This is a genomic window from Mesorhizobium album (assembly GCF_033977205.1).
Lineage (GTDB): Bacteria > Pseudomonadota > Alphaproteobacteria > Rhizobiales > Rhizobiaceae > Mesorhizobium > Mesorhizobium album.
The window spans coordinates 97,652-120,842 of sequence record NZ_JAVIIW010000015.1; the positions used below are offsets into that span (position 1 = coordinate 97,652).

The 23,191-nt window shown below is 64.6% G+C and carries 21 protein-coding genes; 13 read left to right on the forward strand and 8 right to left on the reverse strand.

Going from position 1 to position 23,191, the window contains the following annotated elements; translation table 11 throughout:
* Nucleotides 1-62 precede the first annotated feature (62 nt).
* The 3 genes from glnH to RFN28_RS14870 are packed head-to-tail and all read right to left on the reverse strand — an operon-like array spanning nucleotide 63 to nucleotide 3,050.
* A complete protein-coding gene (glnH, locus tag RFN28_RS14860; protein WP_320288085.1) occupies nucleotides 63-806 on the reverse strand; it encodes a glutamine ABC transporter substrate-binding protein GlnH in 744 nt (247 codons plus the stop codon).
* A gap of 25 nt (nucleotides 807-831) precedes the next feature.
* Nucleotides 832-2,169, reverse strand: a complete 1,338-nt coding sequence (locus RFN28_RS14865) for an aspartate aminotransferase family protein (RefSeq protein ID WP_320288086.1) — start codon at nucleotides 2,167-2,169, stop codon at nucleotides 832-834.
* Nucleotides 2,166-3,050, reverse strand: coding sequence for a MurR/RpiR family transcriptional regulator (locus tag RFN28_RS14870; protein ID WP_320288087.1), 885 nt, complete (start codon nucleotides 3,048-3,050; stop codon nucleotides 2,166-2,168). Before RFN28_RS14870 ends, RFN28_RS14865 begins: the two co-directional genes overlap by 4 nt.
* Before the next feature lie 96 nt (nucleotides 3,051-3,146).
* Between RFN28_RS14870 and RFN28_RS14875 the strand changes: the two genes are divergently transcribed.
* Nucleotides 3,147-3,980: a beta-keto acid cleavage family enzyme gene (locus tag RFN28_RS14875; RefSeq protein ID WP_320288088.1), complete on the forward strand. Its 834-nt coding sequence runs from the start codon at nucleotides 3,147-3,149 to the stop codon at nucleotides 3,978-3,980.
* A gap of 25 nt (nucleotides 3,981-4,005) precedes the next feature.
* Here RFN28_RS14875 and RFN28_RS14880 read toward each other — a convergent pair whose 3' ends face one another.
* The gene (locus RFN28_RS14880; protein ID WP_320288122.1) at nucleotides 4,006-4,173 is read right to left on the reverse strand and encodes a hypothetical protein; all 168 of its coding nucleotides are present in this window, start codon (nucleotides 4,171-4,173) and stop codon (nucleotides 4,006-4,008) included.
* 348 nt (nucleotides 4,174-4,521) lie between these two features.
* Here RFN28_RS14880 and RFN28_RS14885 point away from each other — a divergent pair, with 348 nt between their 5' ends.
* A complete protein-coding gene (locus RFN28_RS14885) occupies nucleotides 4,522-5,493 on the forward strand; it encodes an HlyD family secretion protein (protein ID WP_320288089.1) in 972 nt (323 codons plus the stop codon).
* Nucleotides 5,490-7,088 carry a DHA2 family efflux MFS transporter permease subunit gene (locus tag RFN28_RS14890; protein WP_320288090.1) on the forward strand — a complete coding sequence of 533 codons (1,599 nt, stop codon included), beginning with the start codon at nucleotides 5,490-5,492 and terminating at the stop codon, nucleotides 7,086-7,088. The genes RFN28_RS14885 and RFN28_RS14890 overlap by 4 nt, the downstream gene beginning before the upstream one ends.
* Nucleotides 7,089-7,184: 96 nt before the next feature.
* Here the strand turns inward: RFN28_RS14890 and fghA are convergent, their stop codons facing one another.
* Together fghA and RFN28_RS14900 are read right to left on the reverse strand one after the other, a co-directional pair.
* Nucleotides 7,185-8,021: an S-formylglutathione hydrolase gene (fghA, locus tag RFN28_RS14895; protein WP_320288091.1), complete on the reverse strand. Its 837-nt coding sequence runs from the start codon at nucleotides 8,019-8,021 to the stop codon at nucleotides 7,185-7,187.
* Between the two features lie 155 nt (nucleotides 8,022-8,176).
* The gene (locus RFN28_RS14900) at nucleotides 8,177-9,079 is read right to left on the reverse strand and encodes a GNAT family N-acetyltransferase (RefSeq protein ID WP_320288121.1); all 903 of its coding nucleotides are present in this window, start codon (nucleotides 9,077-9,079) and stop codon (nucleotides 8,177-8,179) included.
* A gap of 230 nt (nucleotides 9,080-9,309) precedes the next feature.
* On the opposite strand from RFN28_RS14900, the gene argE reads away from it, so the two are divergent.
* The 6 genes from argE (at nucleotide 9,310) to RFN28_RS14930 (ending at nucleotide 15,888) form a co-directional block, all read left to right on the forward strand.
* Nucleotides 9,310-10,434, forward strand: coding sequence for an acetylornithine deacetylase (gene argE / locus RFN28_RS14905; protein WP_320288092.1), 1,125 nt, complete (start codon nucleotides 9,310-9,312; stop codon nucleotides 10,432-10,434).
* 13 nt (nucleotides 10,435-10,447) lie between these two features.
* Nucleotides 10,448-11,371 carry a 2-hydroxyacid dehydrogenase gene (locus tag RFN28_RS14910; RefSeq protein ID WP_320288093.1) on the forward strand — a complete coding sequence of 308 codons (924 nt, stop codon included), beginning with the start codon at nucleotides 10,448-10,450 and terminating at the stop codon, nucleotides 11,369-11,371.
* A 24-nt stretch (nucleotides 11,372-11,395) separates the two neighbouring features.
* Nucleotides 11,396-11,749, forward strand: coding sequence for a cupin domain-containing protein (locus RFN28_RS14915; RefSeq protein ID WP_320288094.1), 354 nt, complete (start codon nucleotides 11,396-11,398; stop codon nucleotides 11,747-11,749).
* A 146-nt stretch (nucleotides 11,750-11,895) separates the two neighbouring features.
* Nucleotides 11,896-13,359 (forward strand): aldehyde dehydrogenase family protein, encoded by a 1,464-nt coding sequence (locus RFN28_RS14920; protein ID WP_320288095.1) that lies wholly within the window; start codon nucleotides 11,896-11,898, stop codon nucleotides 13,357-13,359.
* Between the two features lie 10 nt (nucleotides 13,360-13,369).
* A complete protein-coding gene (locus RFN28_RS14925; RefSeq protein ID WP_320288096.1) occupies nucleotides 13,370-14,413 on the forward strand; it encodes a tartrate dehydrogenase in 1,044 nt (347 codons plus the stop codon).
* A gap of 17 nt (nucleotides 14,414-14,430) precedes the next feature.
* Complete coding sequence (locus RFN28_RS14930; protein WP_320288097.1) at nucleotides 14,431-15,888, forward strand: NAD-dependent succinate-semialdehyde dehydrogenase; 1,458 nt, start codon at nucleotides 14,431-14,433, stop codon at nucleotides 15,886-15,888.
* A gap of 33 nt (nucleotides 15,889-15,921) precedes the next feature.
* Here RFN28_RS14930 and RFN28_RS14935 read toward each other — a convergent pair whose 3' ends face one another.
* Together RFN28_RS14935 and RFN28_RS14940 are read right to left on the reverse strand one after the other, a co-directional pair.
* A complete protein-coding gene (locus RFN28_RS14935) occupies nucleotides 15,922-17,196 on the reverse strand; it encodes an NAD(P)/FAD-dependent oxidoreductase (RefSeq protein WP_320288098.1) in 1,275 nt (424 codons plus the stop codon).
* A gap of 16 nt (nucleotides 17,197-17,212) precedes the next feature.
* Complete coding sequence (locus RFN28_RS14940; protein ID WP_320288099.1) at nucleotides 17,213-17,881, reverse strand: haloacid dehalogenase type II; 669 nt, start codon at nucleotides 17,879-17,881, stop codon at nucleotides 17,213-17,215.
* A 319-nt stretch (nucleotides 17,882-18,200) separates the two neighbouring features.
* Here RFN28_RS14940 and RFN28_RS14945 point away from each other — a divergent pair, with 319 nt between their 5' ends.
* The 4 genes from RFN28_RS14945 to RFN28_RS14960 all read left to right on the forward strand — a co-directional run bounded on the left by RFN28_RS14945 (nucleotide 18,201) and on the right by RFN28_RS14960 (nucleotide 23,179).
* Nucleotides 18,201-19,040 (forward strand): GNAT family N-acetyltransferase, encoded by an 840-nt coding sequence (locus RFN28_RS14945; protein WP_320288100.1) that lies wholly within the window; start codon nucleotides 18,201-18,203, stop codon nucleotides 19,038-19,040.
* Nucleotides 19,041-19,167: 127 nt separating this feature from the next.
* A complete protein-coding gene (locus RFN28_RS14950; protein WP_320288101.1) occupies nucleotides 19,168-20,541 on the forward strand; it encodes an aspartate aminotransferase family protein in 1,374 nt (457 codons plus the stop codon).
* Nucleotides 20,542-20,810: 269 nt separating this feature from the next.
* Nucleotides 20,811-21,503: an HAD-IA family hydrolase gene (locus RFN28_RS14955; RefSeq protein WP_430678079.1), complete on the forward strand. Its 693-nt coding sequence runs from the start codon at nucleotides 20,811-20,813 to the stop codon at nucleotides 21,501-21,503.
* A 65-nt stretch (nucleotides 21,504-21,568) separates the two neighbouring features.
* Nucleotides 21,569-23,179, forward strand: a complete 1,611-nt coding sequence (locus RFN28_RS14960) for an ABC transporter substrate-binding protein (protein ID WP_320288103.1) — start codon at nucleotides 21,569-21,571, stop codon at nucleotides 23,177-23,179.
* Nucleotides 23,180-23,191: the final 12 nt, after the last annotated feature.

Sequence of the window (23,191 nt, forward strand, 5' to 3'; positions counted from 1 at the left end):
GCGATGGTTTTCCGGAGCGCTTAGGAGGCGCGCCGGTCAGCCCGGCGCGCCCGGCGAATGGATCAAAGCTTCGGCTCGGTGCCGAACCATTTCTTGTAGATTTCGGTGTAGCGGCCATCCTTCTTCATGTTGGCCAGCGCCGCGTTGACCTTCGGCAGCAGCTCGCTCCCCTTCGGGAAGCCAATGCCGTATTGCTGCGCCATCATCTGCTCGCCGACCGCCTTGACCTTGCCGCCGCCGGCCGTCTTCACGTAGTAGAGGACGTTCGGCGTGTCATGCATGGCCGCGTCGACGCGCCCCGTCTGCAGTTCCAGATAGGCGTTGTCGACGTTCGGGAACTGGCGCAGCTCCGTGTCCTTGAAATTCTCCTTGGCGTAGTCCGCCGCGGACGTTCCGGTCTTCACCGCCAGCACCTTGCCCTTGAGATCTTCCGGACCCTTGATCGTGCTGTCGGCGGGCACCATCAAGAGGAAGCCCGAATCGTAATAGCCGTCCGAGAAGTCGATGACCTTCTTGCGCTCGTCCTTGATGGTGATGCCGGCGAGCGCGATGTCCACCTGCTTGGTCTGCAGCGCCGGAATGATGCCGTTGAAGTCCATCGGCTGCAGCGTGTAGGTCACGCCTATCTCCTTGGCGATCGCGGCCCACATGTCGATGTCGAAGCCGACATATTTGTCGCCTTCCTTGAATTCGAACGGCACGAAGGCGGTGTCGGTGGCGACGATCAGGTCGTCGGCCCGGGCGCTTTGCGTGAGGGCGGCGGCCGCCGTGGCGAATGCGGCGAACAGGATTGTGCTCAGTTTCATTTTTTTGGTTCCCCTTTGCTTGGCTCTATGTGGTTGGAAGCGACGCGAGTGCCGCGTCGATCGCATCGCCGAGCCTTTCAACGATGCGGCTGATGTCGTTGCGTTGGACGATGAAGGGCGGCGCCAACAGCACATGGTCGCCCAGGCGGCCGTCGATCGTGCCGCCCATCGGATAGACCATCAGGCCGCGCGCCATGGCTTCCTTCTTGATGCGCCCGTTGAGCTTCAGCTTCGGGTCGAAGGGACGCTTGCTGGGGCGGTCGGCCACCAGTTCGACCCCGCGGAACAGCCCGCGGCCGCGAATGTCGCCGACGTGATGATGGTTGCCGAGGCGCTCGGTCAGTTGGCGCTCGAGCTCGTCGCCCATCGCAACCACGTTGGCGAGCAGGCGATCGCGCTTGATGTTTTGCTGGACGGCGAGCGCGGCTGCTGCCGCCATCGGATGGCCCATATAGGTGTGGCCATGCTGGAAGAAGCCGGAGCCGTTGGCGAAGGCGTCGAAGATCTTCTGCGACAGCAGCACCGCGCCGATCGGCTGGTAACCGCCGCCCAGACCCTTGGCGATGGTCATCAGGTCGGGCGCCACGCCGTCCTGGTCGCAGGCATGAAGGGTGCCGGTACGGCCCATGCCGCACATCACCTCGTCGAGGATCAGCAGCACGCCGTAGCGGTCGCAAATGGCACGGATGCGCTTGAGATAGTCGGCCACCGGCGGCACCGCGCCGGCGGTGGCGCCGACGACGGTCTCGGCGACAAAGGCGATGACTTCGCCCGCGCCGAGCTCGAGGATCTTATCCTCGAGCTGCTGGGCGGCGCGCGCCGCATAGGCCTCGTCGCTTTCGCCGGTCTCCTGCAGCCTGTAGGCGTAGCAGGGGTCGATGTGATGGGTTTCGATCAGCAGCGGCTTGAACTGCGCGCGGCGCCACTCATTGCCGCCGGCGGCGAGCGCGCCGAGCGTATTGCCGTGATAGCTTTGCCGCCGCGCGATGATGTGCCGGCGCTGCGGCTCGCCGATCTCGACGAAATATTGCCGCGCCATCTTCAGCGCCGCCTCGACGGCCTCCGAGCCGCCGCTGAGCAGATAGGCATGGCTGAGGCCGGTCGGCGCGTCGGCGACGAGCAGGTCGGCAAGCTGCTCGGCCACCTCCGAGGTGAAGAAGCCGGTATGCGCGTAGGCCAGCCGGTCGAGCTGTTCGTGGAGCGCCGCAATGACCGCGGGATGGGCATGTCCCAGGCAGGAGACGGCGGCGCCGCCGGAAGCGTCGATATAGGCCTTGCCCTCGGCATCGAAGAGCTCGATGCCCTTGCCGCCGACGGCGACCGGCATTTTCCCATGAATGGCGCGATGAAGAAGGCGGGTCACGATCGTTTCACCCTGGTCTTGAGGTGGGTGTTGAGCGCCGCCGACTGCCGATCCACTCTGGCTAGCGCCTCGCCGGCCGCATCGCCAGCGTGACCGGCGACCAGCGAGCCCAGGATCTCGGCGACGACGAAGGCCGGCGACATGGTGTGGAGGAAGGACGGGCTGTCGGTGGAGACGACGACGGTGCAGGCGGCAAGCTGGGCCAGCGGCGCGACCGGACTGTCGGTGATGGCGACGACAGGGATGCCGCATTCCCGCGCATATTCGGTCAGCTCGACTGTCTGGCGCGTGTAGGGAAGCACGCTGACCGCGACCAATATGTCGTCGCGCGTCGCGCTGCCCAGCGCATCGGCGCCGATACCGCCGACGGCGTCGAGCATGGTCGACTGCTTGCCGGCAAGGGACAGCACATAGTGCAGATGCCAGGCCGGCGTATGGCTTGAGCGCAGGCCAAGGCAATATATGCGCCGCGCTCCCGCAAGCAGCTTTGCCGCGCCGACCAGACTGTCCAGGGCGCCCGGCTGCGAAAGGGCGCCGATCTGCGCGCACACGCCATTCAGCATGTCGGCGGCCAGCACGTGGTCGCCCTTGAGCGCCTGGCTCCTCGCCTGTGTGCCGACGCGTCCGACAAAGCCCGTCATGTCGTTGCGCAGGACGTCGGCGTAAAGCTGGCGCACGTCCTCATAGCCCGAGAAACCAAGATGCTTGGCAAGGCGCGTCATGGTGGCCGGCTGCACCTGCGCCTGCCGCGCCTGCTCCCGCATCGACAGCAGCGCCACCTCGCGCGGCGAATGAAGAATATAGCGCGCGGCGGCCTGCAGCTGCTCCGACATGGTGTCGAAGGCTTCCACGATCCTTTCGGCGAGCGGCGCTTCTTGCATGGACGACCGAATAACCCAAAACAAAGCCTATTGCAACATGTGTTTCATATACGTATTAAATGATTGTAATGGATCATAACCTGATCGAGGTGCGAAATGAGCGCTGATGCGCCGCGCGAGGTCGTGATTGCCGTGGCGCCGAATGGCGGCCGGCGCACGAAGGCCGACCATCCGGCAATACCGCTGACGGCGACCGAACTGGCGCGCACCGCCGCCGAATGCCTCGAGGCCGGCGCGGCGATGATCCATGTCCACATACGCCGGCCGGACGGGCGTCATCTGCTCGACGCCGATGCTTACAGAGAGGCCATTTCGGCGATCCGCGCGGAAGTCGGCGAACGTCTGGTGATCCAGATCACCACCGAGGCGCTCGGCATCTACAGCCCGGCGGAACAGGCGGCGGTTCTCAAGGCGGTGCGGCCCGAGGCCGCTTCACTTGCGCTTCGCGAGCTTGCCCCCGACGCGGCGTCAGAGCCGGCCTTCACCGATCTGGTGGGCTGGATGAAGGAACACGGCGTGCTGCCGCAGATCATCCTCTACGACGCATCCGAAGCCGTTCGCCTGGCCAATATGATCCAGCGCGGCTCGGTGCCTTGGACCGGCATCCCGGTCCTCTACGTGCTCGGACGCTACACCGTTTCGCAGACCTCGCAGCCGTCGGACCTGCTGCCTTTCCTAGCGCCCGGCGCGCCGCAATTTTCCAATTGGAGCGTGTGTGCGTTCGGCAGGCACGAAGCGGCCTGCGTCACCGCGGCCGCATTGCTTGGCGGTCATGTGCGGGTCGGTTTCGAGAACAATCTTCACTTGCCTGACGGCCAGTTGGCGAGCCGCAACGCGGCGCTGGTCGAGCCAGTCGCAAGCGCGATCGAGCGGCTTGGCTACAGCCCCGCCGACGCCGCCGCGGCCCGCAGGCTGTTTTGCGCGCGGTGACGCGCGATCGCCGGCGCCGGCATGGTCAAGCGATAAGCTGGTCGATCCTGATCGGCAGATCGCGGATGCGCTTGCCGGTCGCGTGATAGACCGCGCTCGCGACGGCCGCGGCCGTGCCGACATTGCCCAGCTCGCCCAGGCCTTTTAGGTCTTTGGTGCTTGGGGGCAGAGGCAGCGCCGGTTGTGGCGGCAAAGGAACCTTTCCGAACGCGGGCTGTTGACCTCTGTTTGGCGATGCGCAACGGCGCCGCCCAATTTTCACTCGTCATCGAGAGTCAAGCCGGTGGATACGAATTCTCCAGTTGCCGAACCCGTGGACGAGACGCAGCGCAAGGCGCGCCGCTCCGACAAGCGGGACAAGAACTCGCAGCATAGGCGATCGCCGCCCTCCAACACCCGACGGAGAGCCAGGGCCGATACCTCCCAGGAAAGGACCGAAGCGTCTCCCGGAGGGGGAAACGCTTCGCAGGACAAGCGGCCCCGCGCCCTGTCCGGATCCATCAAACGGCATCCTTTCAGAGCGGGAGCCGTCCTGCTTGTCGTGCTTTCGGCGGCGGCAGGCGCATCGCTATGGTGGCTGAACGCGCGCAACTACGAATGGACGGACGATGCCTTCATCGACGCGCGCACTGTAACCATCGGCGCCGAAATAGCGGGCCGCATCACGGACGTGGCCGTCACCGACAATCAGCCGGTACAGGCGGGCGCGGTCCTGCTTCGCATCGACGACAGCGACTACCAGGCTTCGCTCAAGCAGGCGGAGGCCAGCGTGGCGGCGGCGCAGGCCGAGATCGCCAATGTCGAGGCCCAGACCGAAGCGCAGAACGCCAAGATCGGCGCCGCGCAGAAGCAGGTCGCGCAGGCTCAGGCGGCGCTCGAATTCGCCAAGTCCGAGGATCAGCGCAACCGCGAGCTGCTGGCAAAAGGCACGGCGACCGAGCAGCAGGCGCAGCAGGCCGCTTCAACGCTGCGCCAGGACCAGGCGGCGCTCGACACGGCGACGGCGAATGCAGAGGCCGCAAAGAGCCAGCTTGCCGTGCTGCAGGCACAGGGCAAAAGCGCCGAAGCCAAGCTGCGCCAGGCACGTGCCAGCGAAGACCAGGCCAGGACCACGCTTGCGCGCACCACCATCGTTGCTCCGGTGGCCGGACGGGCGACCAACATCACGGCTGCAAAGGGCACCTATGCGCAGCCCGGGCAGGTGCTGATGATATTCGTTCCGCAGAACGTCTGGGTGAAGGCGAATTTCAAGGAGACGCAGCTCGACCTGATGCGGCCGGGCCAGCCTGTCGACATCGCCATCGACGCCTATCCGGAAAAGACTTACCACGGCCGCGTCGACAGCGTGCAGGCCGGCAGCGGCACCGCCTTCAGCCTTCTGCCGGCCGAGAACGCGACCGGCAATTTCGTCAAGGTCGTGCAGCGCGTGCCCGTGAAGATTGTCTTCGACCAGCCGCCCGACGCCTATCTCGGTCCGGGCATGTCGGTGGTGCCGACGGTGACGGTGCGATGACCGACGCAGCGCTGGCCCATGGCGGCGAAAGCCGCTCCGCCGCCGGCGGACGCAACCCATGGCTCATCGCGATCGTCGTCTCCATCGCGACCTTCATGATGGTGCTCGACACCTCGATCGCCAATGTCGCGCTGCGCCACATTGCCGGCAGCCTTGCGGCCGGACTGGACGAGAGCACCTGGATCATCACCACCTATCTTGTGGCCAGCTCGGTGATCATCCCAATCAGCGGCTGGCTGGCCGACGTCATCGGCCGCAAGCGCTATTACATGCTCTGCGTCGCCACCTTCACCGGTGCATCGCTGCTCTGCGGCCTGGCGCCCAATCTCGAAATGCTGATCCTGTTCCGCATCCTTCAGGGGCTTGGCGGCGGCGGCATGGCGCCGAGCGAGCAATCGATCCTTGCCGATACTTTCCCGCCCGAAAAGCGCTCGCAGGCCTTCGCGCTCTACGGCATCGCGGTCATCGTCGCGCCGACGGTCGGCCCGACGATCGGGGGATGGCTGACGGATCATTTCTCCTGGCATTGGATCTTCTTCATCAACGTGCCCTTCGGCATTCTTTCGCTGGCGCTCGTGCAATGGCTGGTGGTCGAGCCGGCCGTGCTGGAACGCGAGCGCCGGGAGAGGCTGAAAGACGGCCTTAAGGTGGATTGGGTCGGCTTCATCCTGGTGACGCTGGCGCTCGGATGCCTGGAAGTCTTCCTCGACGAGGGCCAGCGCAACGACTGGTTCTCCTCGAGCTTCATCACCAGCTTCGCCGTGATCTCCGCCATCTCGCTGCTCATCCTGATCCCGTGGGAGCTGACGCACCGCGATCCGATCGTCGACATGCGGCTGCTCTTCATGCGCCAGTTCGGCACCGCCTTCCTCGTCATGATGGCGGTGGGCGCCGTGCTGTTCAGCACGACGCAGCTCATGCCGCAGCTGCAGCAGACCGCGTTCGATTATACCGCGACATTGTCGGGGCTTTCGATGATGCCGGGCGGCATCGCGATGCTGATGCTGATGCCTATTTCCGGCTTTGTCTCCGGTTTCGTGCAGCCGAAATACCTGATCATGATGGGCATGTCGGTGGTGGCGTTAGCGCTTTGGCATATGACCGCGCTGGCGCCGGATGCGACCTTCAGCTTCTTTGCCTTTGCCCGCGTCTTCCTGATGGTCGGCCTGCCCTTCCTGTTCATTCCGATCACGACGGCGGCCTATCTCGGCCTGCCGCCGAGCAAGACCAACCAGGCTTCCGCGCTGATCAACGTTGCTCGCAACATCGGCGGCAGCATCGGCGTCTCGCTGACGACCACGGTGATCGCGCAGAATGCTCAGCTGCATCAGTCCAACCTGATTGCAAACACCGTGCAATCATCGTCCACGTACCAGCAGACATTGCGGCAGGTTGGTGGCTTCTTCGCCGCACAAGGCTCCCCTGCCGTCGAGGCCAAGGCACAAGCGATCGGCTGGGTCGGCCAGATCATTGGCCGCCAGGCGACGCTCCTCGCCTATGTCGACGTCTTCCGCTACTCCGCGATCGCCACCGCGTTGCTGGTGCCGCTCGCGCTTCTGCTGCGGTCGCCCAAGCCGTCCCGGTCCGCGAAATAGCGCGCCGGCCGCGGCATGCGCTGCACCCGAGCCAATGGGCCGCAGCGCAGCAAGGCAGCCCAAACCATGCTTAGGACGACATCGTGCAGCGACAAGCTATCTCGCCAGCCGCTCGGCGTGCCACTTCAGGTGGTCGTCCATGAAGGTCGAGATGAAGTTGTAGGAATGGTCGTAACCTTCCTGCATACGCAGCGTCAGATCGATGCCGGCCTTCTTGCAGGCCTCTTCGAGCAGCCATGGGCGCAGGCCGTCCTGGAGGAAGCCATCCTCGGTACCCTGGTCGACCAGCAGCTCGCCGAGGCGGTAGCCGTCCTCGATCAGCAGCGTGGCGTCATAGGCGCGCCAGTTCGCCTCGTCGGGCCCAAGATATTTTTCCAGCGCCGGCCGCGACCAGCCCGCCGTCGTCGGCTGCACGATCGGCGCGAAGGCCGAGCAGCTCTTGAACCTGTCCGGGTTCTTCAAGGCGATCGTTAGCGCGCCATGCCCGCCCATCGAATGGCCGAAGATCGACTGCCGGGCCATGTCGACCGGAAAATTGGCGGCGACCAGCGCCGGCAATTCCTCGGTGACATAGGAATACATGCGGTAGTTTTTCGCATAAGGCTCTTGCGTCGCGTCGACGAAGAAGCCGGCGCCGCTGCCGAACTGCCAATTGTCCTTTTCGTCAGGCACATCGAGCCCGCGCGGGCTCGTGTCGGGACAGACGATGACGAGCCCCAGCTCGGACGCCATGCGGCGATACTCCCCTTTGTCCATGACATTGGCGTGAGTGCAGGTGAGCCCCGACAGATACCAGAGCACCGGCACGTGGCCTGCCGCGGCCTGGGGCGGCGCGAAGACGGCAAAGGTCATGTCACAGGCGCAGACTTCGGAGGCGTGGGAATAGACGCCCTGGACGCCGCCATGCGATTTGGAGGAGGAAAGGACTTTCATCGGCTCTGCCTTCTCGTCAGGGAGTGTCGGCTCCGGCATAGCCCCCGGACCTCACATTCGCAACCTTGCGTCTGGCGAAAGCGACACCGGTGACGCGATGCCGCGAAAACCTTGAAGCCGCCAAAAAGGTCGCGTCCGGCTGCTCTGGATCGAAGCTATCCCAGAGTTTGACTGGCAAGCGCATAGGTCGTCGGTGCAGCAGCGCCGCCGGCGGCGAAATCGGCAAGGCGTTTGCCCATCGACATGGTCAGTACGGTGTCGAAGACCGGCATTGCGCTGTGCGACAGAAAGCCGGCGAACTCGCCGCTCCCCATATGGGTGTCCACCCGCAGAAAGCTGCCCGAATGATCAGCCACGTGCGGCTGGACCACCGCGATGGCATCGGCGTCCTGCACGGCCACGACCGGACCGACGACATGGCCGCGGCCGAACGGGCGGCACAAGGCGAAGGCCTTGAGTGCGCCGCTGTCGAAGAGCCCGTAGCCGACGGACTGGTCGAACAGCTTTTGCACAAGTGCTTCTCTGCGCACCCCGAAACCGGCGGCGTCGAGCGCGACGATCGCCGGCACATGCTCCGCCCGCAATCGCCGCACCTCGCCAACCGCCCTTTCCAGGCCTGCCGACCCGATCGCATGGACAACCCCCTGGCATTGGTAGACGGTCTTCTCCGGCTGGAAATCGAGGGAGAGATAGAGCCGCCGTGCAGCACGGGTTGCATTCAGGCGCAGGTCACGCCCGGCGACCTTATCGAAGACCCGCTTCATCAGCCATTGGGCCGCCCCCAGCGTCTGAAGCCGCGGCGAGGTGATGACCATGCCTACGGTCGAGAAATTGGCGCCATGCGAGAACCACATGGCCGAACCGAGAACCCGGCCGATCTCATCGAGCGCCACAAAACCTTGTCCGACCTCACGCAGGAATTGCCAGTCCTCGGCCCGATGCGGCCATCCCACCGAGAGCGAGAGCGCGTGCAACCGGTCCAGTTCGACATCTTGGACATCGCCGATACGCATCGAGAAGGCATCGATTTTCAAGCTTTCGGACGGCTTCACTTTCATAGCCCTGAAAGAACCCTCAAAAATCAACGGGCGACAGACCGCCGCCCTGCCCGCCAACGCTAGACAAGCAAACCCCATACGATTTGCTCGAAAGCCGTGCACCAACGCAAGATTCAACTGAAACACTTCCGCTTTCGGCATGCAATCGCGAAGGAACGCACACATCCTCTGCGGAAATTCACCAGCAGCGGCATCGATGCCGGCGAACCTTAACTGCCTTGAGGGCTGGAATGAACGTCTTCGACATCCTCGACCGTCTCGTCGCCTTTCCATCGGTTGCCGGCAGGGCGAACGGTGATATCGCCAGCTGGATCGAGGCCCATCTTGCCGAACAAGGAGCAAAGGTCACCCTGCTCCCAGGACCGGAAGGCGACCGTTCCAATCTTTTCGCCACGATCGGCCCCATCGATGTCTCGGGCTACATCCTGTCCGGCCACATGGACGTTGTGCCTGCCGGCGAGCCGCAATGGAGTTCGGCCCCTTTTACGCTGCGCCGGGAGGGCGAACGGTTCTACGGACGCGGCACGACGGACATGAAGGGGTTTCTTGCCGCTGCCCTTGCGGCTGTGCCGCACCTAGCTGGCCTGCGCCTCGCCAGACCGATCCACCTAGCCTTCTCCTATGATGAGGAGATCGGGTGCCGGGGCGTGCCGCATTTGATCGCCCGCCTTCCCGAGCTTTGCGCGAAGCCCCTCGGCGTCATCGTCGGCGAGCCGAGCGGCATGCGCGCCGTGCGCGGCCACAAGGGCAAGGCGGCCGCCCGTGTGATCGTCAAAGGGCGCTCCGGCCACTCCTCGCGGCCCGATCTCGGCCTCAACGCCATTCATGCCATGGCCGATGTGCTGAGCGCGGCCGTCATCGAAGCGGAGCGGCTGAGGCACGGTCCGTTCGACACGACCTTCGAGCCGCCCTATTCTTCGCTGCAGGCTGGCGTGATCGCCGGAGGGCAGTCGGTCAACATCATCCCCGACACTTGCGCTCTGGACCTGGAGGCGCGCGCCATACCCAGAGTCGACCCGGCCAGCCTGCTCGCCCCGATCAAGGCGTGCGCCGAAACCGTTACAGCCGAAGGCTTTCAAGTCGAGTGGATGCCGATCAGCGCCTATCCGGCGCTGTCGCTGCCGCAAGACGCGGCACTGGCGGGACTGTTACACGAGCTGACCGGCGAAGCGCCTTTAGCCGCCGTCAGCTATGGGACGGAGGCCGGGCTCTACCAGGCCGCCGGCTTCGATGCGATCATCTGCGGCCCCGGCGATATCAGCCGCGCCCACAAGCCCGACGAATACATTCTCGCCAGCGAGCTTGCCGCCTGCCAGCGGATAATCGAAGCGCTGGGTGCCCGCTGCTCGGCTTGAAGGAACACACGGAATGACCTTCCTGTTTAACTCCGACCCGCGACGCGGCGTGATCTTTGCCGAGGCCTTCTCCAAGGAACTGCCGGACCTCCGCTTCGCCATGGACGCCGCGACGGTCGATCCCGACGCCGTGCGTTATTTGATCACCTGGACGGTGCCGGAAAACCTCGCCCGCTACAGGAACCTGGAGATCCTGTTTTCCCTCGGCGCCGGCGTCGATCAGTTCCGCTTCGACGCGGTGCCGGCGCAGGTGAAGATCGTGCGCATGATGGAGGAAGGCATCGTGCGCATGATGCAGGAGTATGCGGCGCTGGCCGTGCTTGCGCTCCACCGCCACCTGCCGGCCTATCTGGCGCAACAACGCGCCGGCGAATGGCGCGACATTCCGCAGCCTCAGGCCGGGTCGCGCCGGATCGGCGTCCTCGGCCTCGGCCAACTCGGCCAGGCCGTCCTCGACCGATTGAAACCCTTCGGCTTCCCGCTCGCCGGCTGGAGCCGCTCCCCGCGGCAGATCGAGGGCGTGACTTGCCATCATGGCGAGCTTGGGCTGGATGAGATGCTCGCGGCAAGCGACATACTGGTCTGCCTGCTGCCGCTGACCGAGAATACGCGCGGTTTCCTGAACGCCGACCTGTTCGCGAAACTGCCTGAAGGCGCAGCGCTCATCCACACCGGCCGGGGGCCGCAGCTCGACCACCAAGCGCTTGTCGCCGCGCTCGACAGCGGCCATCTGTCGGCGGCGATGATCGACGTGACCGATCCCGAACCGCTGCCGGCGGGCCACCCATTCTGGTCGCATCCGAAGATCATCCTGACGCCGCATGTCGCCAGTGTCACTCAGCCGGCGACCGCCGCGCGCGCCGTCATCGACAACATCAGGCGTCACCGCGCCGGTCTCGATCCCGTCGGGCTCGTCGACCGTTCGCGCGGGTATTGAAAATCCAACATGAAGGACCACTCCTTGTCCCTGCTTAAGACCATCGATACCGATCCAGTCTTCCAGCCACGCGAATCCAGCGCGCTGCCCGAACGGCTGATTGCCGGCAACCCCGCCTTCAAGACCTGGGCACAGGACGTCGCCAAGGACGACTTCGTCCATACCGGCGTCTGGGAGGCGACGCCGGGCGAGACGCGATCGATCAAGGGGGAGACATTCGAGTTCTGCCACATCCTTTCCGGGGTCATTGAAATCACCCCCGACGCTGGCACGCCAGTGACCTACCGCGCCGGCGACAGGTTCGTGATGAAGCCGGGCTTCGTCGGGGTCTGGAAGACCATCGAAACGGTGCGCAAGATCTACGTGACGGTGGGATAGCAGGTCCGCATGAAGTGTGCCGTCGCGACAGATTTTGCCGTCCTGCGCGGCCAGCACGCAACAATCGTCCGCCGCGATACGTCGAACGACGCATGCTGCTTGCCGGTGCGCGCTAGGCTCCGGCCAACGCTGCAGAGTGGTTAGCTATGAGCTTGAGCTTTGATCCGGACGCGGTCTCCCTCCCCGTCGGCCATTTTATCGGCGGCGAACTGGTCGCGGGCGAGGGCGGCGTCGAGATGCGTCGTCCGTCGGACGGCAAGGCATACGCCGCCTGTCCCGTAGGCGGCATCGACATCGTCGACCGCGCCGTGGAAAGCGCCAAGATGGCGTTGAAGGCGAGCAACTGGGGCGGAGTTCGGCCGCGCGAGCGCACCCGGGCGCTGCAGGCCTGGGCCGACCTCATCGAGGCGGAAGCCGAAACGCTCGCCAGGATCGAGGCGCTGTGCTCGACCCGGCCCGTGGGCCAGCTCGTTGCCGGCGACATCGCCATCACCGCCGAGCAGATCCGCTTCTTCGCCGAATTCGCCGACAAGGAAGGCAGCGAGTTGGTGCCGACCGACGACGCCAATCTCGGCATGATCATGAGCGAGCCCTATGGCGTCGTCGGCGCGATCACGCCCTGGAATTTTCCGATCTCGATGGCCGGCTGGAAGCTTGGCCCGGCGCTGGCCGCCGGCAATGCGGTCGTGCTGAAGCCGTCCGAGATGACGCCGTTTTCCGCTGTCTACATGGCGCAGCTCGCCGTCAGAGCCGGTCTGCCGGCAGGACTCGTCAACGTGGTGCTGGGCGACGGTCCGACGACCGGGACTGCGCTAACCGGCCATCCGGAGATCGCCAAGGTCAGCTTCACCGGCTCAACGCGCGCCGGCTCGGCCATCATGGAGAATGTCGCCCGCACCGGCGTCAAGCCGATGACTCTTGAACTCGGGGGCAAGAGTCCGCAGATCGTCTTTGCCGATGCCGACCTCGACAAGGCGGCGACGGCGATCGCCGGCAGCGTCACCTTCAACGCGGGCCAGGCCTGCGTGGCCGGCACGCGGCTGATCGTGGAAAGAAGCGTGGCCGACAGGCTGACGGTCGCCATCCTGGAGCGGATGAGGGCGGTGCGGCCCGGTCCGACCTGGGACGAGGCGACGCAGTATTCGCCGATCATCTCGGAACGACAGCGGGCACGTGTCGACGGCATCGTGCGGGCCGCGGTCGAGGCCGGTGGCGAATGCCTGGCTGGCGGCGGCGCCATGGACAGCCCCGGCTATTTCTACAAGCCAACGCTGATTGCCAATGTCGACCAGGACAACCCGGCGATCGTCGAGGAGATCTTCGGCCCGGTCCTGACCGTCCAGACCTTCGAGACCGAGGAGGAGGCGCTGGCGCTGTCCAGCCACCCCACCTACGGGCTGGCTTCCGGCCTGTTCACCTGCGACCTGTCGCGTACAATCCGTCTCGCGCGCAAGCTCGAAGCGGGCACCGTCTGGGTCAACCGCTACAGCCGCTCGCGCGACCACATCCTGCCGACCGGCGGCTACAAGCGCTCGGGCATCGGCAAGGATCTCGGCCGCGAGGCCTATCTCGCCAATCGCAGGACCAAGAGCGTCCTGATCAGCCTATGAAGAGATGCCGATGAAGTCTTACTCGATCGCCCTGATCCCCGGTGACGGCATAGGCCGCGATGTGACCGCCGCCGCCTGGACCGTATTGGAAACGGCGGCCAAACACTCTGGCTTTGGCCTGACAGCAACCGAATTTCCCTGGTCCTGCCGCTTCTTCAAGGAGACCGGCCGCATGATGCCCGAGGACGTCATCGAGACCTTGCGCGGCTTCGACGCCATCCTTCTCGGCGCTGTTGGCTGGCCGGCGGAGGTGCCGGACTCAATCTCGCTCCACGGCCTGCTGCTGCCGATCCGCAAGGCGTTCGTGCAATACGCCAATATCCGGCCGCACCGCCTGCTGCCGGGTGTAAGGGGGCCGCTGCGGGCCGAGAGCGTCGATATCCTCTGCATCCGCGAAAACACCGAAGGCGAGTATTCCGGCGCCGGCGGACGCGTGCATCAAGGCACGTTGGACGAGGTCGCGGTGGAAACCTCGATCTTCACCCGCGCCGGTGTCGAGCGCATCCTGCGCTTCGGCTTTGAGCAGGCACGGGCGCGGCGCGGCCGGCTCGCCTCCGTCACCAAGTCCAACGCGCAGAAATACTCGATGGTCTTCTGGGACGAGATCACGCGAAGGCTGGCAGCCGAGTATCCCGACGTCACCGTAACCAGCTATCATGTCGATGCGCTCGCCGCACGTATGATCATGGAACCGCAAAGCCTTGATGTGGCCGTCGCTTCCAACCTCTTCGGCGACATCCTGACCGACATCGGCGCCGCGATTCAGGGCGGTCTCGGCTACGCCGCCTCCGCCAACATCAATCCGGATCGTTCGGCGCCGTCCATGTTCGAGCCGGTGCACGGCTCCGCCCCCGACATCGCTCATCTCGGCATCGCCAATCCGATCGCCGCCATCTGGTCCGGCGCGATGATGCTCGATCATCTCAGCGAAAAGGATGCAGCCGGCCGCGTCATGAAAGCGATTGAAGAGACAACGGCTCGGGGCATTGGAACCACTCCCGGCAAAGACCGCACGGACGTCATCACAGCCGCCGTCGTCGCGGCGCTCAACTGATTGCAAGGTCGTTTTCGATGAAAGCCTTAAAAGACAAAACTCTCTTGCGCGAAGCGGGACTGATCGGCGGCAGATGGGTCGCGGCCGCTTCCGGCAGAACGGTCGATGTCATCGATCCAGCGACACAGGTATCGATCGGCACAGTGCCCGACATGGCTGGTCCGGAGACCCGCGCGGCCATAGAGGCCGCGGCTTCCGCCTATCGGGATTGGAAGAGGAGGACCAATGCCGAGCGCGCTGCCCTCCTGGAGGCCTGGCATGGCCTAATGCTCGAGCATCTTGACGATCTCGCGCTGATCCTGACCACGGAACAAGGCAAGCCGCTGGACGAGGCCAGGGGCGAGATCCGCTACGGCGCCTCCTTCGTCAAATGGTTCGCCGAGGAGGCGCGCCGCATCAACGGCCACACCATCCCCTCGCCCACGCGCGACCGCCGCATCATCGTGCTGAAGGAGCCGGTCGGGGTGTGCGGCATCATCACGCCGTGGAATTTTCCCAACGCGATGATCACCCGCAAGGTCGCGCCGGCGCTGGCGGCCGGCTGCACGGTTGTCATCAAGCCGTCCGAGTTCACCCCCTATTCGGCGCTGGCGCTCGGCGTGCTCGCCGAACGGGCGGGCATTCCCGCCGGCGTCATCAACATCGTTACCGGCATGCCGGCCGAGATCGGCAACGAGATCATGGCGAACGAGACCGTGCGCAAGATCTCCTTCACCGGTTCGACGCGCGTCGGCTCGCTGCTGATGCGCGGGGCGGCCGACAGCGTGAAGCGGCTCAGCCTCGAGCTCGGCGGCAACGCACCCTTCATCGTCTTCGACGACGCCGATCTCGATCTCGCCGTCGAGGGCGCGCTCGCCTCGAAATTCCGCAATGGCGGCCAGACCTGCGTCTGCGCAAACCGCATCCTCGTCCAGGCCGGTGTCTACGAAACCTTCGCCGCGAAGCTGAGCGCTCGCGTCAACGCAATGACGGTGGGGCCCGGCACTCAAGCCGGCGTCGCCATCGGCCCGATGATCAACTTGGCGGCGATCGAGAAAATCAAGCGCCATGTCGAGGACGCACTCGCCAAGGGCGCCACGATCGTCACAAAGAACCCGGCCTTGCCGGAGGGCCCTCAGTATGTCGCGCCGCTGGTGCTGACGGGCGCCACAAAAGAGATGCAGCTCGCCGGTGAGGAAACCTTCGGCCCGGTCGCGCCGCTTTTCCGTTTTGAGACGGAAGAGGAGGCGATCGCGCTCGCCAACGGCACACCTTACGGGCTTGCTTCCTACTTCTACACCGAAAACCTGAAACGCGCCTGGCGCGTTGGCGAGGCGCTCGAGTTCGGCATGGTAGGTCTCAACACCGGCTCGGTCTCGATGGAGGTGGCTCCCTTCGGCGGCGTCAAGCAGTCCGGCCTCGGGCGCGAGGGCGCCCAGGCCGGCATCGAGGAATATCTCGAGATGAAGAGTTTTCATATGGGCGGGCTGGGCTGAGGCGGTTTGCCAAAGCCCGGCCGCGGGGAATTATCACTGAACCCGGTCGAGCGCCTTGTAGTAGAGACCGACCATCGGCAGGAACCAGGGCTTGCCGGAATAGCCGGGGATGGCAGGCCACTCGAGCCCCTTCATCGGATTGCGATCCTCGCGGCCGAGCATGGCATCGGCCAGGATCATGCCGAGATGGGTGGAAAGCTGCGCGCCGTGGCCGGAATAGCCCATCGCGTACCAGACGCCGTCATGATAGCCGGCCCGCGGGAAGCGGTCCTTGGTCATATCGACCAACCCACCCCAGCAATAGTCGATCTCGACCTTGGCGAGCTGCGGGAAGATCGCGGCGAGGCTTGCCCGCAATATCTGTCCGCTCTTGGCGTCGGAGCGCTGGTCCGACGTCGCCGAGAAGCGTGCGCGACCGCCGAAGATCAGGCGGTTGTCCGGCGAAAGCCGGAAGTAGTTGCCGATATTCATCGAGGTCACGCATGTCCGGTTGCCCGGCATGGTCGCGGCGATCTCGGCGTCGCTCAACGGCCGCGTGGCGATGATGAAGCTGCCGACGGAAATGATCCTGCGGCGGAAATAGCCGAAATTCGGCGTCGTGTAGGCGCCGGTCGCTACCAGCACGTTGTCGGCGCTGATACGGCCCCGGGACGTGGCCAGTTCGTGCCTTTTGCCGGTCTGTTTGTGATCCGTCACCTTCGCGTTCTCGTGGATGACGGCGCCGTGGCGGACAGCCGCCGCGGCCAGGCCGGCCGCATAGCGGCCCATATGCATCATCGCGCTCTTCTTCGACAGCATCGCGCCATGGAACGGCGAGCCGATCTCGGACTTGAGATCGGCCGCCGACAGCAGCGCCGTGTCCGGATCGACCTCGGCATGGACGGCTTCGAAGTTGCGGGCGATTGATTCGAAATGCTGCGGCTTGGAGGCGAGCTTCAGCTTGCCGGCGCGGCGGAAATTGCAGTCGATGCCTTCCTCGGCGACCAGCGCCTCGATGGTGTCGACGGAATCGTCCAGCGCCCGGTAGAGCGCGATTGCCCGTTCCTTGCCGAGCTCCGCCTTGGCCGACAGGTAGCTGTGGGCGAGGCCGTTGTTCAGGTGTCCGCCATTGCGCCCGGATGCGCCCCAGCCCACCCGCTCCGCCTCCAGTACTGCCACCTTGGCGCCGGCCTTCGCCAGCTGGCGCGCGGCGGCGAGACCGGTGAAGCCGCCGCCGATGACGGCGGCATCGTAGTGCCCCTCGACCGGGCCTTGAGCCCCGCCAGAAAATGCGGGCGCGGTGTCATGCCAGTAGGAGACGAACTTCATCGGCAATCCGCCTGTTTCAAAGCCCGACCACGCCCGGAAGGCCGGAAATGTCGGCGATCTCGACATAGCCGTAATAGGGGTTGGCCGGTTCGTGGCCCCGATTGACCCAGACCTTGTTCTTGATGCCGAGATCGTGCGCCGACATCAGGTCGTAGCGGAACGAAGACGAGCAGTGAAGGATGTCCTCCGGGCCGCAGCCCAGCCTGTCGAGCATGTATTCGAAAGCCCTGAAGCGCGGCTTGTAGGCCTGCGCCTGCTCGGCCGTGTAGACGGCATGGAACGGCGCGCCGAGTTTCTCGACATTGGACATGATCTGCGCATTCATCGCGTTGGAGAGGATGACCAGCGGAATTTCCTTGGCGACCTTCGAAAGCCCCGCCGCAACGTCGGCGTGGGGCCCCCAGGTCGGGACGCGCTCATAGACCATCCTGGCGTCGTCGGGGCTGAAGGCGACCCCGTTGCGCTTGCAGGCGCGCTCGAGCGCGTTGTGGATGACGTCGGCATAAGGCTTCCAGTCGCCCAGAATCTCGTCGAGCCGATACGCCGCGAAGTTCTTGATGAATTCTCGCATGCGCGGCTCGTCGAGCCGGCTGCCATAGAGGTCGCGTGCCGCTTCCGCCATCTGGAAATTGGTCAACGTGCCGTAGCAGTCGAAGGTGATGTATTTGGGCCTGAAAGAAGCCATGTCCGTCGATCTCCGGTGGAAGCACATCCGCGCTGGGATGTGTTTCATCATAGGCCGGCAGACGGCGGGCCACCTGACCGAAAAGCGCCTCCCTGAAGCAGAAAGTTCCGTATCCGCCACCCGGTTTGGCACGCTGTAGCATCTTGAGCCTCGATTGACGCGCCGGTCGGTGGCGTGAAGCGCATCCAGTTCGACAGGCGCCAGCACAAGATGCGGCGCGCCCCCCGCGCAACGGCGAATGATACTGCCGAAGTCGAAACCTTCAGACGATCTGCGGCGCGGCAATGGCCGAGACTTGGGGCAGATAAAGGGATGCCTCATGCAGCAAGGCGAGATCGAGCTCCAGGACTTCGGACCGGACCATATCGAGGGCGCGGTGGCGCTGTCTCGTCAGGAGAATTGGCCGCACCGCCCGCAAGACTGGCAGATGGCGCTGCAGCTCTCGAGCGGCGCGGTTGCGCTCGACGACCATGGCCGGGTCGCCGGAACCATCCTGGTCACGCCCTACGGCGCGGATTGCGCGATGATCAACATGGTGATCGTCGACAGGAACGCGCGAGGCAAGGGGCTCGGGCGCCGTCTGATGGAACAGGCCTTCGCCCTTGCCGAGGACCGTCCGCTGCGGCTCGTCGCGACGACGGACGGCATGCCGCTCTATCAGAAGCTCGGCTTTGTACCCTCGGCCACGATCCTGCAGCATCAGGGCAACGTCGCCGAGCTTGGCGCGCCCGACGGCGTGGAAGCAGCAAGCGCTGACGATCTGCCGGAAATCAAGGCGTTGGATCGCGACGCCTACGGCGCCGACCGTGAAGCCCTGATCGACGCGCTGGCCGAGCGGGGCGAATTCGCCGTCATTCGCCGCAATGGCGTCATCGAGGCCTATGCCGCAATCCGCCCGTTCGGACGCGGCGAAGTGATCGGCCCGGTCATCGCGGGAAATGCCGACGACGCCAAGTCCTTGATCGGCTTCTTCGCCGCGTCTCGGCCCCGCGCCTTCCTGCGCGTGGATACCGACAGCAGGACCGGCATCGCCGGCTGGCTCGCGGAAATTGGCCTCACCCATGTCGGCGGCGGTGTCGCCATGGACCGTCCCGCCAAGAACGGCCTCGAACAGGTCAGGCCAAAAGTTTACGCCCTCGCCAACCAGGCGCTCGGCTAGAGCCGGATGATTTCGGATCGAGTCGATCCGAGATCTGAATCCGGCTCTAAATCAAAGAGATAGAGCATGATGTCGTCCGAAAACCGCTTCAGACTTTTCGGCATCATGCTCTAACCGGAGGACAACAATGCTCGCCAATTCCCTGATCGAACTCGACCGCGCCCATCTCATCCATCCGGTCGCCTCTTATCGCGGGCATGAGGCGCTCGGCGTGCGCGTGCTGAAATCGGCAAAGGGGGCGACCGTGACCGATGCGTCCGGCCGGCAACTCCTCGACGGTTTCGCGGGGCTGTGGTGCGTCAACGCGGGCTATGGGCACGACAGCATCGTCGAGGCGGCTGCCCGGCAGATGCGCGAGCTTCCTTACGCCACCGCCTATTTCGACCTTGGCTCGGAGCCGGCCATCAGGCTCGCCTCGGAATTGGCCGAGCGCGCGCCAGGTGATCTCAATCACATCTATTTCACGCTCGGCGGGTCGGACGCGGTCGACAGCACGATCCGCTTCGTCCGCTACTACTGGAGTGCCAAGGGTGAGCCGAAGCGTGACCAGTTCATTTCCATCGAGCAGGGCTATCACGGGTCGTCGGTGGTCGGCGCGGGCCTGACCGCGCTGCCCGCCTTTCATGCCGGCTTCGGCATTCCCTTCGAATGGCAGCACAAGATCCCCTCGCCCTATCCCTATCGCAATCCGGTGGGCGAAGACGGTGACGCGATCATCGCCGCATCGCTCGCCGCATTGAGAGCCAAGATCGAGGCGATCGGGCCGGCGCGGGTCGCCGCCTTCTATGCCGAGCCGATCCAGGGCTCGGGCGGCGTGATCGTCCCGCCGAAAGGCTGGATCAAGGCGATGCGCGAGCTCTGCCGCGAGTACGGCATCCTATTCATAGCCGATGAGGTGATCACCGGCTTCGGCCGCACCGGGCCGCTGTTCGCCTGCACGGATGAGGACATCGTTCCCGATTTCATGACGACGGCGAAGGGCCTGACCTCGGGCTATGTCCCGATGGGCGCCGTGTTCTTGAGCGATCATGTCTACAACGTCATCGCCGATGGCGCGGGCAACGCTGCGGTCGGCCACGGCTATACTTATTCCGCCCATCCGGTGAGCGCCGCCGTCGCGCTCGAAGTGTTGAAGCTCTATGAGGACGGCCTGCTGGAGAACGGCATTAGGGCCGGTGCCCGCCTGATGAGGGGGTTGGAGGACCTGAGGGACCACCCGCTCGTCGGCGATGTGCGCGGCCGCGGCATGCTTGCCGCGATCGAGATGGTGGTCGACAAAAAGAAGAAGACGCCGCTTCCTGCCTCGGCGATGCCGGCGCGGCGCATCTTCGACCGCGCCTGGGACAATGGCCTCATCATCCGTGCCTTTGCGCATGGGGTCCTCGGCTATGCACCTCCGCTCTGCTGCACCGACAGCGACATCGATGCGATCATCGAACGTACGCGCCGAACGCTGGACCAGACGCTGGATGATGCCGATGTCCGCCAGGCGCTGGCATGACGGGCGGCCAATATTTCGCGTCTCGAAATATCGCCGGGGCGGACGATTTCGCAATTTTGTGCCGCAGCCCTGCGCCTTTTCGGCGAATCCAGCGCGGGGGAAGTGCCAGACTGCTTTTAAAGACAAGGCCAGAAAGCCCGAATTTCCGGGCTTTTGAAAGAGGCCGACGCCCCGGACAGCACGGAATTTTGTTCTGTTCAACATGATGCAATTCGGCCGCGCGCAGAGGAGAGCCAGTTTTGGCCAGGGGCTTTAGCGAATTCAAATACATGACCTTCGATGTGGTCGGCACGCTGATCGACTTCGAGGGCGGCATCACGAGTTGCCTGGCCGGCATCGCCGCGGAAGCAGGTGTTTCCATCGACGGCGAGGAGGCGTTGGCCCTTTACCGGCAGGCTCGCTACATGCCCGATGCGGGCCTGTTCCCGGACGATCTGGCGCGTGTCTACATGGTCATCGCGCCGCGGCTCGGCCTGCCGGCCGAGGAGAAATACGGCATCCGCCTGCGGGATTCGGCCAGCACCTGGCAAGGCTTCCCCGACAGTGCGGCGGCCTTGGCCGACCTTGCGAAATCCCACAAGCTGATTGCCATGACCAATGCCCGGCGCTGGGCGCTCGATCATTTCGAGAAGCAACTCGGATCGCTCTTTTTCGCCACCTTTACGGCCGACGATACCGGCACGGAGAAACCGGACCCGGCCTTCTTCCAGAAGGTCTTCGATTTCGTGGCCTCCCGCGGCGACAGCAAGGACGCCATCCTGCACGTCGCGCAAAGCCAGTATCACGACATCGGCATATCCCGAACCCTCGGCATGACCAACTGCTGGATCGAGCGCCGACACGCCCAGAAAGGCTATGGCGGCACGATCGAACCGGAACGCTTCACCGTGCCGGACTACCACTTCACCTCAATGGCCGGTTTTGCATCGGCCGTGCGGGAAAGCCTGAAGGAACGAACCTGAGCCCAAGCCCGGAAAGCGCGCGATAAGACGAGCATTCCGGCGAAACCATCAGAAAGGGGAATGACATGACCGACAAGATCACGAACTGGACCAGAGCAGACGATGCCATGGTCGAGAACGCCATTCGACGGGGCGCCAGCCGCCGCGAACTCCTCAAGATGCTGCTGGCCGGTGGCGCCGCGGTTGCCGCGGGCAGCGTGGTGCTCGGCCGCGCCACGCAAGCTGTCGCCGCCACGCCGGTTTCCGGCGGAAATTTCAAGGCGGCCGGCTGGTCATCCTCGACCGCCGATACCCTCGATCCGGCAAAGGCGTCGCTCTCCACCGACTATGTCCGCTGCTGCTCGCTCTACAATCGCCTGACCTTCCTCGACAAGGACGGCAAGACGCAGATGGAGCTGGCCGAAAGCTTCGACAGCAAGGACGCCAAGACCTGGACCGTGAAGCTGCGCAAAGGCGTCACCTTCCATGACGGCAAGGACCTCACCGCCGACGACGTCGTCTTCTCGCTGAAGCGCCATCTCGACAAAGCGGTCGGCTCGAAGGTCGCCAAGATCGCGGCGCAGATGACCGGCTTCAAGGCTGTCGACAAGTCGACCGTGGAAATCACGCTCGCCGATCCGAATGCCGACCTCCCGACCATCCTGGCGCTGCATCACTTCATGATCGTGGCAGACGGCACCACCGACTTCTCCAAGGGCAACGGCACCGGCGCCTTCGTGCTGCAGACGTTCGAACCGGGCGTGCGTTCGGTGGTCACCAAGAACAAAAACTACTGGAAGTCGGGCAAGCCCTATCTCGATTCCTTCGAATTCATCGCCATCACCGACGACAGCGCCCGCGTCAACGCCCTGATTTCCGGCGACATCAATTTTGCGGCCTCGATCAATCCGCGCTCGATGAAGTTGCTGGCGAGCCAGCAGGGCTTCGAGCTGTCGAAGACGACATCGGGCAACTACACCGACCTCAACATCCGGCTCGACATGGATCCGGGCAGCAAGACCGACTTCGTGGCCGGCATGAAGTATCTCGTCAACCGCGAGCAGATCGTCAAATCGGCATTGCGCGGCCTCGGCGAAATCGGCAACGACCAGCCCGTCTCGCCGGCGAACATCTTCCACAATGCCGACCTCAAGCCGAAGGCTTTCGATCCGGACAAGGCGAAGTTCCACTTCCAGAAGGCAGGCCTGCTCGGGCAGTCCATCCCCGTGGTCGCCTCCGACGCCGCGACCTCGTCGATCGACATGGCGGTGATCATCCAGGCCGCCGGCGCGGATATCGGCATGAAGCTCGATGTGCAGCGCGTCCCCTCCGACGGCTATTGGGACAATTACTGGCTCAAGGCGCCGGTTCATTTCGGCAACATCAATCCGCGCCCGACGCCGGACATCCTGTTCTCGCTGCTCTATGCCTCCAACGCGCCCTGGAACGAAAGCCAGTACAAGTCCGAGAAGTTCGACAAGCTGCTCGTCGAGGCGCGCGGCCTGCTCGATCAGGCCAAGCGCAAGGAAATCTATGGCGTGATGCAGACCATGATCGCCGAGGAGGCAGGCACCATCATCCCGGCCTACATTTCCAATGTCGACGCTCTCTCCAGCAAGGTGAAGGGTTTGGAAGCGAACCCGCTCGGTGGCATGATGGGCTACGCGATGGCGGAGTACCTCTGGCTCGAAGCTTAAGAGGCGCCTGTC